The organism is Bradyrhizobium sp. 62B (genome assembly GCF_030272265.2).
Taxonomy (GTDB): Bacteria; Pseudomonadota; Alphaproteobacteria; order Rhizobiales; family Xanthobacteraceae; genus Bradyrhizobium.
The window spans coordinates 567,082-581,707 of sequence record NZ_CP092842.1; the positions used below are offsets into that span (position 1 = coordinate 567,082).

The 14,626-nt window shown below is 60.9% G+C and carries 7 protein-coding genes and 4 pseudogenes; 7 read left to right on the top strand and 4 right to left on the bottom strand.

Annotated elements, in window-relative coordinates; translation table 11 throughout:
* Window positions 1-1,333: 1,333 nt before the first annotated feature.
* The gene (ltrA, locus tag ML401_RS37595) at window positions 1,334-2,743 is read right to left on the bottom strand and encodes a group II intron reverse transcriptase/maturase (RefSeq protein WP_376717416.1); all 1,410 of its coding nucleotides are present in this window, start codon (window positions 2,741-2,743) and stop codon (window positions 1,334-1,336) included.
* A 548-nt stretch (window positions 2,744-3,291) separates the two neighbouring features.
* On the opposite strand from ltrA (ML401_RS37595), the pseudogene ML401_RS37600 reads away from it, so the two are divergent.
* A pseudogene (locus ML401_RS37600) lies at window positions 3,292-4,038 on the top strand (IS256 family transposase); the annotation flags it as partial.
* Between the two features lie 51 nt (window positions 4,039-4,089).
* Here ML401_RS37600 and ML401_RS37605 read toward each other — a convergent pair.
* A pseudogene (locus tag ML401_RS37605) lies at window positions 4,090-5,455 on the bottom strand (transposase).
* Between the two features lie 72 nt (window positions 5,456-5,527).
* On the opposite strand from ML401_RS37605, the pseudogene ML401_RS37610 reads away from it, so the two are divergent.
* Window positions 5,528-5,777, top strand: a pseudogene (locus tag ML401_RS37610) (transposase); the annotation flags it as partial.
* A 312-nt stretch (window positions 5,778-6,089) separates the two neighbouring features.
* Here the strand turns inward: ML401_RS37610 and ML401_RS37615 are convergent.
* Window positions 6,090-7,307 (bottom strand): IS110 family transposase, encoded by a 1,218-nt coding sequence (locus tag ML401_RS37615; protein WP_285813394.1) that lies wholly within the window; start codon window positions 7,305-7,307, stop codon window positions 6,090-6,092.
* Window positions 7,308-7,571: 264 nt separating this feature from the next.
* Here ML401_RS37615 and ML401_RS37620 point away from each other — a divergent pair.
* From ML401_RS37620 to ML401_RS37640, 5 genes and pseudogenes are all read left to right on the top strand, one after another.
* Window positions 7,572-7,820: pseudogene (locus tag ML401_RS37620) on the top strand (transposase); the annotation flags it as partial.
* Window positions 7,821-8,247: 427 nt separating this feature from the next.
* The gene (gene ltrA, locus ML401_RS37625) at window positions 8,248-9,657 is read left to right on the top strand and encodes a group II intron reverse transcriptase/maturase (RefSeq protein WP_376717416.1); all 1,410 of its coding nucleotides are present in this window, start codon (window positions 8,248-8,250) and stop codon (window positions 9,655-9,657) included.
* A gap of 581 nt (window positions 9,658-10,238) precedes the next feature.
* Window positions 10,239-11,498 (top strand): group II intron reverse transcriptase/maturase, encoded by a 1,260-nt coding sequence (gene ltrA / locus ML401_RS37630; protein ID WP_285812911.1) that lies wholly within the window; start codon window positions 10,239-10,241, stop codon window positions 11,496-11,498.
* Between the two features lie 764 nt (window positions 11,499-12,262).
* Window positions 12,263-12,934, top strand: a complete 672-nt coding sequence (locus ML401_RS37635; RefSeq protein ID WP_164934295.1) for a response regulator transcription factor — start codon at window positions 12,263-12,265, stop codon at window positions 12,932-12,934.
* A gap of 56 nt (window positions 12,935-12,990) precedes the next feature.
* Window positions 12,991-13,371: a response regulator transcription factor gene (locus tag ML401_RS37640; RefSeq protein ID WP_285812912.1), complete on the top strand. Its 381-nt coding sequence runs from the start codon at window positions 12,991-12,993 to the stop codon at window positions 13,369-13,371.
* A gap of 468 nt (window positions 13,372-13,839) precedes the next feature.
* Here ML401_RS37640 and ML401_RS37645 read toward each other — a convergent pair whose 3' ends face one another.
* Window positions 13,840-14,430 carry an ATP-binding protein gene (locus tag ML401_RS37645; RefSeq protein ID WP_376717417.1) on the bottom strand — a complete coding sequence of 197 codons (591 nt, stop codon included), beginning with the start codon at window positions 14,428-14,430 and terminating at the stop codon, window positions 13,840-13,842.
* Window positions 14,431-14,626 lie beyond the last annotated feature (196 nt).

A 14,626-nucleotide genomic window follows, 5' to 3' on the forward strand; every position in this document is an offset into this window, starting at 1 on the left:
GCGCGCTATCCAACGCCTCTGTACGAAAAGGGACCGGGCACGGCCGGCCCACCGTCCTCGGCCGCTCGTTTCGCTCCTGATCTCAGCGGTGACTACCGCTTGCGCGAATGCCATCGCAACCGTACCTCGGCTGGCCTCGCTCCCCGGGAAATACAAGGATGGTTGCGGAACGGTGGTCATGGCCGGTGGGCTCGCTTCGAAGGAAATGCCAGAAGAGCGTTCCGTGGTCGGGCTGCCTGTCCATCGCATGGAATTTATCTAGTCTTGGCCAGAACTCGACGCTCATTTGGCAACTTACTTCTATGCGACGGCATGCAGGGCAGTGAGTTCATCTTGTCGCCTCTCAGCGTGTCCCCCCTCTTCTCTCTTGGTTAGTCGAGGCACGGCTCTTGCTGCCTACAAAGAAGCATCACCATCCCGCCTCCCTTGTGGTGATGTTAGGGGCGGGTTCGGCACGACCAGCTGCTGCCGGACCGCCCCGACGATCGTAGACGATAACAGATGAGAGTGGGCCTTAGGCCAACCTATTTGTGATTCGCGGCACGTGCCGTGCAAAGCGCTGTGTCCTTGCTGCATGGTCGCAGTTCGCTCCATGCTCCGTGACGCCGAACGTCTTGTGATCTGCGAGAAGATGGCGCGTTTAGCGGTGGATGATCGAGCCGTTAATCCGCGCGCAAGGGGCTGGTTCGCGAGCTCGCTTTGCAGGGGTGCCAAAGGACCGCTTGTCGGGTCTCAAACGAGGGCTCGTTGATGGAGCCGAATCGACTTGTTCTCTCGGCGATCTCGAAGCGCTGTCTGCCGTTGTGTTAGGCAGGAGCATGGGTATTGTGGCATGCCGTCGCGCCATCCTCGCGGCTGCCTTTGATTGCCTCGATCAGAAGCGAAGTGTCCGCTGGTTCGCTTCAACAGAGTAGAAGCTTGTAGTGCAACGAGTAGCTGTTACGTTCTGTTACTCGAAGAACTGTGCTGCTTCGAGGACCTCGCGGCAAGTTCCTGATGGACCGTACTCGTTCGTGCGGCCCAATCAGTGGGACGTGGAGTTACGGTCTCGATTGGGCGCGTGATGATGTAAGAGCCCAGAGCCGCGCGGCGTTGCGTGGGGCAAAATTGATGCTCTCCCTTGCGCCTTAACCCAAAAGCGCTGACACTCAGCCTGGCTCGAGTCTAATTGGGGCCGGCCTTGGAGTTCTGCAGCTACGAGATCAGCGACAAACTCTTATGATTTGCGACCAATTCGAGATCGTGGTCGAGTAGCTCAGCCATTCGGCTTTCGCCCTCACAGATCCGGGCGGGCGGATTTCCCGCACCCGGCTCTTCCCGAGGGTAACCCGCGTCATATCCGCGCCTGCGCCCAAGTGCGAGTGATGCGTGGAACGGGCAGACGGAAGCGAGCCGTCAGGGTCTCAAACTCCGGCCAGCCCATGCGCCGGCTTTTCTGACTACGCCGTCTCAGACAGCGCAGCCAGGTCCGACGCACCTCCCGGTAGAAGCCGTTGAGCGCCGGATAATTGTGCGGTCTGCCATAGTAGCCGTAGTGTCCACGCAGAACGGCGGTGAGCCATTCGTGTTGCATGGCCAGTGGCGTGTGCATGAACCGCCAGACCTCCTGGCGCAACGCCGTCAGCTTACGCGTCAGGCGTTTCCCTTCCGTCTTGTGCTTCACGATGAACCGACCATCTCGGGTCCGCCCGCAGTAGTGGGTGAAGCCGAGGAAGGCGAAGGTCTCTGGCCGCCGCTCGCCGCGCCGCTGACGCGAGAGTGCCGCGAACCGGCCAAACTCGATCAGTCGCGTCTTGCCCTCATGGAGCGTCAGGCCGAAGCTGGCCAGCCGCGCCTTGAGAGCCAAGAGCATTTCCTGCGCATCTACCTTGTTCTCGAAGCCCATAACGAAGTCGTCCGCATAGCGCACTGTCACAATGCGACCGCGTGCATGGCGACGACGCCATTGGTGGACCCAGAGATCGAGGATGTAGTGCAGGAAGATGTTGGCAAGGAGCGGGCTGATGCCTGCCCCTTGCGGCGTGCCTCTGTCCGTATCGTGCTTCTCGCCGCTCTCAAGAATGCCAGCTCGTAGCCACAGCCCGATGAGCCGTAAGATGCGAGGATCGGCGATCCTGTGCGCCACCATCCGCAACAGCCACTCGTGGTCGACCGAGTCGAAGAAGCTGCGTATGTCGGCATCGAGCACCCAGTTCACGCGCTGACTCATGATCGCTGTATGCAAAGCATCAAGCGCCATGTGCGGATTGCGCCCCGGCCGGAAGCCGTAGGAGAACCCGAGGAAGTCGGCCTCGTAGACGGCGCTCAACACCTCGGCCACTGCGCTTTGGACGATCTTGTCCTCTAACGCCGGCACACCGAGAGGCCGCTTACCGCCATCGGCTTTGGGAATGTAGACCCGCCGCACCGGCTGTGGCCGGTAGCGACCAGTGTGGACTCGTGCGCAGAGGTCGCGGACGTTATCCGTCAGCCCCTCTTCGTACTTCGCCACCGTCACCCCATCGACTCCCGCGCTGGCCTGCCGCTTTTGTCGTCGGAACGCCCGAAGAAGAGCGTCTTCGTCGACATGGTGCAGCAGGGCCGTGAACCGGGTTTGGGCGGCCTGGCTGGCCGCCGCGTTCACCCGCTTGAGGTTCGGCGGCAAGGCGACCCGGCTCTGTGTCCGGACCCTGGCCTTCTCGCGCAGGCTCCCCTCGGGCTGGTCCCTTCCCTCCATGCGTCTCGTTACCTTCGACGACTTCACAGGTAGTATGGACCAGTCCGACTCCCGACCTCAGCTCGGACCGCGGCTCTGGCAGTGCCTTGCCGCTGTCCCCCACTGGAGACCAATCCAGCGGATCCGGTCGGGCCTCTCATGTTCCGATGATTGCCTTCCATGCGTGATCCGGCCATCGACCCCGACGGAGCGGCATCGTCTCGCATAACGACGATGCTCGTGTTGCCTTCGTGACTAGGGAACACACTCGGCCTCCGCGAACATCCACCTTTCGAGGCTCATTCCCGCACCCCGCATGGCTCCTGTCTACACTTCAGACCTCGCGTTGCCACGACGCCCGCAAGACTCGGTCCCGGCTCGCCTGCTGCGGCTTTGGCCGGATGGGACTTGCACCCACAAGCATTCATCAGCTTGGCATGACGTACTCCTCAGAGGTGGTGTAGCTCGGTAGAGCAAAGCCGCCCGGACGCGCGCCCTCAAATAGCGCCGTAGCGGGCGGGCGGCTTTGCGGTGGTCACCGGCAGTTCTCCGGTAGGATCGGGTTGTGACACGCCAACGCAACCGAGGAACCACCGATGACCGACGACATGATGAACCTGCGCGCGCTCGTAGAGAAGATCCCCGATGCTGATCTGTTGCGCGAGATGATCGGCTTTGCTGCCCACCGGCTGATGGAGCTGGAGGTCGAGGGCCTGACCGGAGCCGCGTACGGCGAGAAGAGCCAAGAGCGGCAGGTCCAGCGTAACGGCTACCGCGATCGGAGCTGGGAGACCCGCGCCGGCACCGTCGAGCCGCGCATTCCCAAGCTGCGCAAAGGCTCCTACTTCCCCGGCTTCCTGGAGCCGCGGCGGATGGCCGAGAAGGCGCTCACCGCGGTGGTGCAGGAGGCCTATGTCCAGGGCGTCTCGACCCGCTCGGTCGACGACCAGGTGCAGGCGATGGGCATGAGCGGCATCTCCAAGAGCCAGGTGTCGCGGCTGTGCGGTGAGATCGACGACAAGGTGAAGGCCTTCCTCAACCGCCCGATCGAGGGCGATTGGCCCTATCTGTGGATCGACGCCACCTATGTGAAGGTGCGCCAGAACGGGCGCATCATCTCGGTCGCGGTGATCATCGCGGTCGGCGTCAACAGCGACGGAAGGCGCGAGGTGCTCGGCATGGACATCGGCCCGTCCGAGGCCGAGACGTTCTGGACCGCGTTCCTGCACAAGCTGGCGCGGCGGGGATTGCGCGGCGTCAAGCTGGTGGTCTCCGACGCCCACGAGGGGATCAAGGCGACCGTGGCCAAGGTGCTCAACGCCTCCTGGCAGCGCTGCCGCGTGGGGTCGTTGAAGAAGTGGCCCATAGATTCGCGCGATGCAGCGACCGGCCTATCATGGCCCTCGCGTCAAAGCCCGCGCTACGGCGCGATCTGAAGCCGCAAACGCATTATGAGGGACAATCCAAGACAGAATAAGCGCAAGGAGAGCGGTTGCCAGCCGCTTGAGGTTGTTGGCGGACGCCGTCAGGTAGACCGCGCCGTACGGCGCGCGCCAGCCCATGCCAAGTTTTGGCTTCGCCGTGGAAGCCCTCTGAGCGCCAGCGATGGCGTTGATAGAGATGTCGATCCTGCTTACTCCATCGCTCGCGACGGCGGCGGGCGCGCAGCAGTGCCGGATAATGGTCACCGACAACGACCGCTTTGTTAACCCGCCCTTTGGATAGGCAATCCCCCTTGAGCGGACACCGGGTGCAATCCTTCGCCTTCGAGTAAAAGAAACGGCCGTGCTTGATGGGCCGCGCGGGGCGCAAGATACGTCCTCGCGGGCACTTCAAGATGTCGTTCTTGGCATCGTACCGGAAGCATCTGAGCGGTACGCGACTCTTGATTGGTTCGGCTTTAGCTGGGATGAGGGCATCAATGCCGCGCCGCTCGAGCGCGCCGTAGACTTTAGCGTAGGCATAGCCCGCATCGGCGGTGACGACCTTGATGTCGATGCCCGTAATCGCTTCGATCTCATCGACTTGCGGCTCGATCATCTCTCCTTCGTTCGTTTGTCCAGTCGTGACCGCGACATCCAGAATGACACCGACCTTGTCATCGACGGCAGTGTGCTGCTTGTAAGCGGGTTCCAGCCGCCGGTTTCGGGCATTCGTAGCCATTGTCGCATCGGGATCAGTCGTGCAGACCTTTTTGTACTTCCCGCTTTGCCGGCCCTTTCTCTCATCCTCGCTTTCATCTTCGCTTTGATTTTCGCTCAGCACATCCACCACATGCTGCTCGGTGAGGCTGTCCCAACTCACGTTGGCGCGGATTAGCGACGCATCGATGTGAACCACTTCGGCTGTTGCGATCTTGGCCTTCAGACAGGCCTGGACCGTGCGTTTAAAGATCCTACGGAATCGCTCTTCGCCCCAGCGCTGGCGGATGCGCGTCAGGCTGGAATGGTGCGGTAGCCGCTCATGCAGGCCATAACCAGCAAACCAGCGAATGGCGATGTTAACCTGAGCCTCTCGGATCAGCTTGCGATCGTGTACGATGCCGGTGAGCAGACCCGCGAGCATCAGGCGGACCGCGGCCTCCGGATCGATGCCCGGCCGACCGTCGTTCGCGCTATAGCGGTCGGAGACCTCTTCCCTTAGCCAAGATAGGTCGAGCACACGATCGACCCGTGCCAGCACGTGCTCATCTGGGACGAGCTGTCTGAGCGAGCCAGTGATGAAGAGCTCCAACTGATCCCGCTCCTTGCGCCCCAGCATCTCGATTGCTCCGCCAATCGCGAATCGCCGACGAGAACGGAATCAGCCAATTTCAGCTTTTTCAACGACCCCCGCGTGCACTTCATGCGCAACGCGCTGGCGCATGCCGGCAAGAGCGGCCGGCGCGTCGTCTCCGCCTTCATCGCCACCGCCTTTGCCCAGGACCATGCCGAGGAGGCGCGGGCGCAATGGCGGCGCATCACCGACCAGCTCCGCCCCAAGCTCCCGAAGCTCGCCGCCTTCCTCGACGAGGCCGAAACCGACGTGCTCGCCTACATGAGCTTCCCAGCCGCGCATCGCGCCAAGCTGCACTCGACGGATGAGATGGACAAGCGATTTCTTCAAACCGAGACGACGACTGCGAAAATCGCTGTAAGTCCATTCTTTTGTTCGGTCGCGCGGGTCATTCTTCCGTCCCGGCCACCGATCACGCAGCCGCCGCGCGCAGAGGCGGCCAAGGCTGGCCGCATTTGCGGCTACAGCAAGGCTTGGCCTTGATCCGCCCGAGCACGGCGGCTGCGTGGAACGGGACTGGCCCGGCTGGAAGTTGCCGTCAGCTGCGATTATGGTTGTTGGGCGCGGGCGACCTCGTGGCGAAGCGTGACGCGTCGGCTGCAAGCGTCACCGGACTGCCCTATTTTGTCTTGCCGAACTGAGGCGCCCGCGCGCCGGTTTTTGGCCGCCGCGCTTTCCATTGCGACATGAACCGTTCGTAGCTTCGCTCCGCCTGGGCGGCAATCGACATCTCGCGGTCGCGCAGCGCCTTGATGTTGCAGGTATAGGCTGGTCCACGCCGGTTGCCTTTCTGTTGCGGATGTCCGGCTTGAAGTTGCATCGCGCGGGTCTTATTGGCGACCATCGCTGGGCGGGCCCACAGGTAATCTTCGCCCCTTGTCAACAAATGCCAGCAGAGCACAGTGAGCTTCCGAGCCACGGCGACCGCGGCGATCTGGTGGCCACGCCGCGCACGGATGCGCACGAAAAAAGCATGCAGTGGACCGGGCGCCTTGGCCGCTGCCCAGGCCGCCTCAACCAGTATGGCGCGTGCGTGACTGCGGCCGATCTTGCTGATGCGACCGTGATGGGCGGCTCCCAGTCCCGACTGCCGCACCCTCGGGTTCAGCCCGAAATAGCTCACCAGCTTCTGCGGGCTGCTGAACCGGCTGATGTCGCCGATCGCCGCCACGATCCCGGTAGCGACTGTCACATTCACGCCGGTGATCGTCATCACTCTGTTGACCGCGGAATCGTCGATGGCGTCCTGCGCGATCTCGCGGTCGAGCAGGGCCAAGTCCTCCGCCAGCCGGTCGAGCTCACGAACGTGCCGATCGATCGCCGCGCGCTCATCGTCCGGAAACTGTTGAACGGCCAGCCACGCCCGGCCGCGGGCATTGAAAAGATCGGCATGCGGGCACTTTGGGATCAGGTGCGCATTCAGGATCGAATGCACTTCGTTCTTGAGCCGCGTGCGATGCCGCACGACCTGGTAGCGCCGCGCCACCAGCCTGCGCTTGCGTTCGGTCTCCGCATCAGGCGTCCAGATCTGCGGCAGGGAGCCCGCCGCCTGCAGGCTGGCGAGTGTACCGGCGTCGATCTTGTCAGTCTTGACGTGCGCCTGAGCGATCGCCTTCACCTGCAACGGATTGGCGATAGTCACCCGCGCCACGAATGGCGTCAGCACCCGCGACACCGCCATGCTATTTCCAGTCGCCTCGATCACCACTTCGTCGGTCGACCGCAGACTCTTGCCCATCCCTTCAAGGGCGGTCCGGGTCATGTCGACCCGGCCCGCATGTCGAAGGATGCCGTCTTTCCAGATTACCACCTCGCCGAAGGTTCGGTGAACATCAATACCAATCACGCGTCGCATCTGCGCGTCCTCCCTTCCGTTGATTATTGCGGGAGCGGCGGGCGACACGACAACTACGGACTCGCGCTCACGGCGCAACCGGGCAAGTCGCAGAGGCGGCCAGCTACTAACACGAGCTCTCGGCTCATCGTGTGTATCGGCCTGCCCGCACGTTCGTGCTCCCGGTGCCTCTGTCCCGATGGTCGCACCATACGCCACGATGTCGAACACCGCAGCGGAACGTTGGCACCGAGAAATCTCATACCGGTTACCAATCCGCTCGAACGGGTCAATGGCGAGATCAAGCGCCGCACCGAAGTGGTCGGCATCTTCCCCAATGAAGACGCCATCGTCCGCCTCGTCGGTGCGATCCTGCTCGACCAGAACGACGAGTGGGCGGTCCAGCGCGGCCGCTACATGACACTGGAAACCATCGTCCCGTTGGGCGATGATCCCGCCGTCAGCTTCCCGGCAATCGCCAGCGACCGATCCGGCCCATGCCGGCGAACGCGGTGACCCGCACTCAGCTACACCACGCCACGGGAGTACGTCATGCCAAGCTGATGAATGCTTGTGGGTGCAAGTCCCATCCGGCCAAAGCCGCAGCAGGCGAGCCGGGACCGAGTCTTGCGGGCGTCGTGGCAACGCGAGGTCTGAAGTGTAGACAGGAGCCATGCGGGGTGCGGGAATGAGCCTCGAAAGGTGGATGTTCGCGGAGGCCGAGTGTGTTCCCTAGTCACGAAGGCAACACGAGCATCGTCGTTATGCGAGACGATGCCGCTCCGTCGGGGTCGATGGCCGGATCACGCATGGAAGGCAATCATCGGAACATGAGAGGCCCGACCGGATCCGCTGGATTGGTCTCCAGTGGGGGACAGCGGCAAGGCACTGCCAGAGCCGCGGTCCGAGCTGAGGTCGGGAGTCGGACTGGTCCATACTACCTGTGAAGTCGTCGAAGGTAACGAGACGCATGGAGGGAAGGGACCAGCCCGAGGGGAGCCTGCGCGAGAAGGCCAGGGTCCGGACACAGAGCCGGGTCGCCTTGCCGCCGAACCTCAAGCGGGTGAACGCGGCGGCCAGCCAGGCCGCCCAAACCCGGTTCACGGCCCTGCTGCACCATGTCGACGAAGACGCTCTTCTTCGGGCGTTCCGACGACAAAAGCGGCAGGCCAGCGCGGGAGTCGATGGGGTGACGGTGGCGAAGTACGAAGAGGGGCTGACGGATAACGTCCGCGACCTCTGCGCACGAGTCCACACTGGTCGCTACCGGCCACAGCCGGTGCGGCGGGTCTACATTCCCAAAGCCGATGGCGGTAAGCGGCCTCTCGGTGTGCCGGCGTTAGAGGACAAGATCGTCCAAAGCGCAGTGGCCGAGGTGTTGAGCGCCGTCTACGAGGCCGACTTCCTCGGGTTCTCCTACGGCTTCCGGCCGGGGCGCAATCCGCACATGGCGCTTGATGCTTTGCATACAGCGATCATGAGTCAGCGCGTGAACTGGGTGCTCGATGCCGACATACGCAGCTTCTTCGACTCGGTCGACCACGAGTGGCTGTTGCGGATGGTGGCGCACAGGATCGCCGATCCTCGCATCTTACGGCTCATCGGGCTGTGGCTACGAGCTGGCATTCTTGAGAGCGGCGAGAAGCACGATACGGACAGAGGCACGCCGCAAGGGGCAGGCATCAGCCCGCTCCTTGCCAACATCTTCCTGCACTACATCCTCGATCTCTGGGTCCACCAATGGCGTCGTCGCCATGCACGCGGTCGCATTGTGACAGTGCGCTATGCGGACGACTTCGTTATGGGCTTCGAGAACAAGGTAGATGCGCAGGAAATGCTCTTGGCTCTCAAGGCGCGGCTGGCCAGCTTCGGCCTGACGCTCCATGAGGGCAAGACGCGACTGATCGAGTTTGGCCGGTTCGCGGCACTCTCGCGTCAGCGGCGCGGCGAGCGGCGGCCAGAGACCTTCGCCTTCCTCGGCTTCACCCACTACTGCGGGCGGACCCGAGATGGTCGGTTCATCGTGAAGCACAAGACGGAAGGGAAACGCCTGACGCGTAAGCTGACGGCGTTGCGCCAGGAGGTCTGGCGGTTCATGCACACGCCACTGGCCATGCAACACGAATGGCTCACCGCCGTTCTGCGTGGACACTACGGCTACTATGGCAGACCGCACAATTATCCGGCGCTCAACGGCTTCTACCGGGAGGTGCGTCGGACCTGGCTGCGCTGTCTGAGACGGCGTAGTCAGAAAAGCCGGCGCATGGGCTGGCCGGAGTTTGAGACCCTGACGGCTCGCTTCCGTCTGCCCGTTCCACGCATCACTCGCACTTGGGCGCAGGCGCGGATATGACGCGGGTTACCCTCGGGAAGAGCCGGGTGCGGGGTGTGCTGCAGATGCACACGGAAGGGGGTTTGCAATGGACAACTGACCGTGGGGATAAGCTGCGCGAAAGATGAGGGCGGGCCCCTCGGGATCGGCTTCCAGGAGCAGGTCCCAAACCAGTCCAAGCTGCTGCGTTCAAAAGGCGTGGTGGTGAGCGTTGGATCAAAAGTCCGAATGAAATTCGGGCAGGTGAGCATTCGAGAGACGAGCGTAAGCAAACCCTCGGTGACGCGCCGAAAGGCTTTAGACACTGCCAAAACCAGAGGCGCTCGCATCCGCTGGGATAAATCTGTCGGTTACCTGAGTACTGGGCAGATGGCAGTCGGCGTATAGGGGGCGTGAAGCGGATGCAGGCTTTCGCGTGGAACTGCAGGAACCAATCCCTGGATGCCAAGGGAGAAGCTGAAGCGGCTAAAACTGCGAGGCGAGAGTACCGAAGCCAGGGCTTGGGGCGGACCGACCCGTACTAGCGGTGAAGGCCCGTAATCGGGCCGGAGCAAAGGGGTCGGGTCAGGACAAATCGTATTGACGTACCAACTGGAAACAGGATGACGACGACGATCACGACAAACAAGCCGTTTCATATCGATAAGAAGCGTGTGTACGAGGCTTACAAAGCGGTCAAATCCAATGCGGGTTCGGCCGGTGTGGATGGACAGACGATCGAGCAGTTCGACTCCGACTTGCAGAACAATCTCTACAAGCTTTGGAATCGGATGAGCTCGGGAAGCTACTTTCCACCACCGGTGCGCGCCGTCTCCATTCCCAAAAAGGCTGGAGGCCAGCGGATTTTAGGTGTGCCAACCGTAGCGGATCGAGTGGCCCAGATGGTTGTCAAACAACTCATTGAGCCGGACTTGGACCCAATATTTTTGGCAGACTCCTATGGCTATCGGCCGAGAAAATCGGCACTCGATGCTATCGGCGTCACGCGCAAGCGGTGCTGGAAATACGACTGGGTTCTCGAGTTCGACATCAAAGGTCTGTTCGACAACATCGACCACGAACTTTTGCTACGGGCTGTCCGGAAGCACGTGACGTGCAAGTGGGCGCTGCTCTACATCGAACGATGGCTGACGGCACCCATGGACAAGGATGGAATAATCATCGAGCGAACCCGCGGCACCCCTCAGGGAGGCGTGATTAGCCCTATATTATCCAACCTTTTCCTGCACTACACTTTCGACCTCTGGATGGGACGGGCGCACCCCGACCTCCCATGGTGTAGGTATGCAGACGATGGCCTAGTGCACTGCCGGAGCGAGCAAGAAGCGGAAGCCGTAAAGGCCGAGCTACAAACTCGCCTGGCGGAATGCGGGCTTGAGATGCACCCCACCAAAACCAGGATTGTCTACTGTAAGGACAGCCGGCGGAAGGGGAGCTATTCGAACGTCAAGTTTGACTTCCTTGGCTACTGCTTCCGGCCGCGACGGGCAAAGAACTCGCAAGACGCCTCGGTGTTCTGCAGTTTTCTGCCTGGGGTCAGCGCTTCGGCGCTGAAGTCTATGCGGGCGGCAATCCGGGATTTGAACCTCCGAAGACGGACCCATGTGTCAATGGCTGACATCGCTCGGCAGCTCAATCCACTCCTGCGGGGGTGGATTGAGTATTACGGTCGATTCACGCGGGCGGCTCTGGGGCCAATCCTTCGATACGTCAATCAGACAATCGAGGCTTGGATGATGCGGAAGTTCAAACGCTTTATGGGCCGCAAGGCCAAGGCCGGCCGCGTTCTCGAACGACTATCTCGAGAACGTCCCGGGTTGTTCGCACACTGGAAGATCGGCATACGCGGCTCGTTCGCCTGATGGGAGCCCAGTGAGGCGAGAGTCTCACGCTGGGATCTATGAGAGGCCGGCGGTGAGATTCCACCGGCCTACTCGCCAAATCCGCCCGCCCGGATCTGTGAGGGCGAAAGCCGAATGGCTGAGCTACTCGACCACGACCACACTCTCGACACTCCGAGATTGAGGAGGTAAGCCAGTTGCGAGTAGCGCGTCGGAATCCAACGCCAAAAGGTGTGACGTATGCGCAATGCAAGCAAAGATGGTGTAAATGCTCGCTTCTCAGCGGGTAGTCGAAGGAGCGCCGGCTTGCCCTATCTGCCTCAATCAGGCCGTTTCAGCTGAAACAAGTTGCCTCGACCTGTACAACCCAAGTGGCGGCTGCAAGGTACCTTGCCACCTCATGCGGCAAGGATTCAGGTTGTTGATTTTGCTGGTATGTTGGAACGTGGTACTGTCGATCGAGGTGTGACAGTCGCCAGGAATATCGGAGCACGGTGATCTTCGGGCAGGCGAAGTCCTGAGCGGGAAGTCTGGGCTGGTCGCGCTCGTTTGCGGCTTTGTTCTCTACGTCAGGTTGAATTGCCGAATTCGGAGGGGCAGCTCGAGAAGAAAGCAGTGAGGGCCCGGGTCATACTTGTGTATACCGGAGCGAGCCTATAATCGGAAGTCCGTAGGTTTTGGGCGAGAGCAGTAATCGGCCCTCATCCCGGACCAAGCAGAGCCGTTATAAGGCCGAGAATCTAGGTTTTTTGGATTTGCCATGGTTCTGTTTGAAAGGATGGCACGTGAACGAGCGCTTGCAAGCATCGCAATTGGTGCCGGATCACAACGAAGCAGTGGTGCTGATTGTCGACGACGATGCCTCGATACGGAAGGCTCTTACGAACCTTTTCCAATCGGCGGGTTTGAAAGTGAAGGACTTTGCCTCCGCCGCGGAGATATTAAAAGCGGACCGCCCCGAGGGGCCGAGCTGCCTTGTGCTCGATGTTCGGTTGCCCGGATTGAGCGGTCTCGAGCTGCAATCCGGTCTCGCTAGCGCGAATATGCATACGCCAATTGTTTTCATAACGGGTCATGCGGATGTTCCAATGACGGTACAGGCAATGAAAGGGGGGGCGGTTGATTTCCTGACAAAGCCTTTCCGCGATCGGGATTTGCTTCGCGCAGTCCAGATTGCAATCGAAAGAGATCGACAAAGGCGAGAGCTTGAGAAGATGCGAGCCGGCGTGCGCTCACGCTTTGAAGGTCTGACGCAGCGAGAGCGTGATATTCTGACGCTGGTTGCATCAGGGCTCTTGAACAAACAAGTAGCGGGTGAGCTCGGCCTAGCCGAGATCACCGTCAAAGTCCACCGTGGCCAAGCCATGCGCAAAGTCGGCGCTAAGTCGCTCGCCGATCTCATAAGAATGATTGAGTTACTGGGCCTGTCCCGCTCAAATGGAAACGTGCAAACCTGAGTACGAGCGGCGGCTCTCGGTTGGATAGCGCTGCAGCTAAAGGCTTTCCGCTTATAATGCCTCATCTCATCTCGATCATTGACGATGATCCGTCCGTTCGTGCCGCCACGAACAACCTTCTGTCCTCTCGCGGCTACGACGTTCAAGTGTTTGCATCCGCCCCAGAGTTTCTACGCTCGGAGGTGCTGGCTGCCACGTCGTGTGTAATCGCCGACATCCAGATGCCTTTCATGAACGGGCTTGAGCTGCTACGACAAATGCGAAACGACGGTCGTCAAACGCCGTTTATCTTCATTACGGCCAATGCAGAGAGATCAGTTCGCGCCCGCGCAATCGAAGCTGGCGGTATTTGCCTTCTCGCTAAACCATTTACCACAACGACATTGATCAACTGCCTCATTGCAGCGCTCGAAGGACTTGACGACACAAGGAAATGAAGGCGACCACTCTTTGCGGAAAGCACCTCAACGGAATTGGTGAGTCTGAGATAATCGCGTGCACTCACGGTACACGTTACGTCCTAATCGGAACTCTTGCAATTGCGATGCACGCGTGCGTTGACGGAGGCTCCTTGATGTTCAGTGCAGTTAATCTTGGCGGCCAAATCCTGCCGACGCGCTCATCCTACTGCGCAGTTTCAAGTGAAAGCTGTTTCCAGTTGAGGCGCTCGGGCGAAGTCGCACATCATTGATCATGAAGCGGTCGCCGAACATCTTCGGCGGGTTTAACTCTCGGCCTTGGTCCCTAAAGGCTGAGCGTGGGCGAGTCGTACGCTTCCGGCGTCCGCTTCCTGACTATTGCCGAATAAGGGAGATTCGGTGGGCGGTGCGTCTTGAACGCGAATGCGATGGTTTTCCCCCCTAAGGCGAGAAGTGGCCGTCAAGTTCGGAATGTCGGAATGTCGATTAACGTTCACAATTTTGTCCCTTTGCCGCGCGCTCGCGGCGACAGAGCTGATCGGGGTTGCGGAGACGCGGGGAGCGCGCGTTCGGGCGTGATCTTCTTCCCGACTGTTGAAGCGCCAACTGTCGATTCCGCTTTCGATAATATCCTAATGAAGGTTCAGGTGGTCGAGCGGCGCGGTGGTCATCTTGGTGTGTCCGCAAGGACGCTCGGCCATTCCCGACTACCAGATTGGTGGTCACCAGCACGAGTGCGCTCGTAGGCGACCGATGAGGTGGAACAGGGAGCTGATTACCGGATTGGGCGAGTGGCAGATTGCCGAGCTCGTCGAGAACAACGAAGTCCAACCGGGTCAGGTGATCGGCGAGCCGTCTTTGGCGGCCATCGCGGACCTCGGCTCCTAGCCTGTTGAGGAGGTGGACGTCCTTGTAGAAGCGGCCACGGGCGCCAGCGCGGACACAGCTGCGGGCAATTGCGATCGCGAGGTTAGTCTTGCCAGTCCCCGGGGCAACCAGCGTTGGCCGATGTCTAGGAGCCCGATTGAGATCCTCCCCGTTCCATCCGCAATGCGCAACGTTAGTCGTCGTTGTCACCTTGCAAGCGGCTTGAGGGTGAGACCGATTTTGTTATCAGGCAACCTGATGGGATGTTAACGCTCCTGCCGGCATGGACGGTGCACCACTGCGTCCTTCCGATTGATCCCTGCTCCGCGGCTTGCGGTGGACGGTCGCTGGAGGTGCGCGCTCTTGTCGACGCGGTTTTATCCTCCTCTTAGGGGTATTCGTCCCA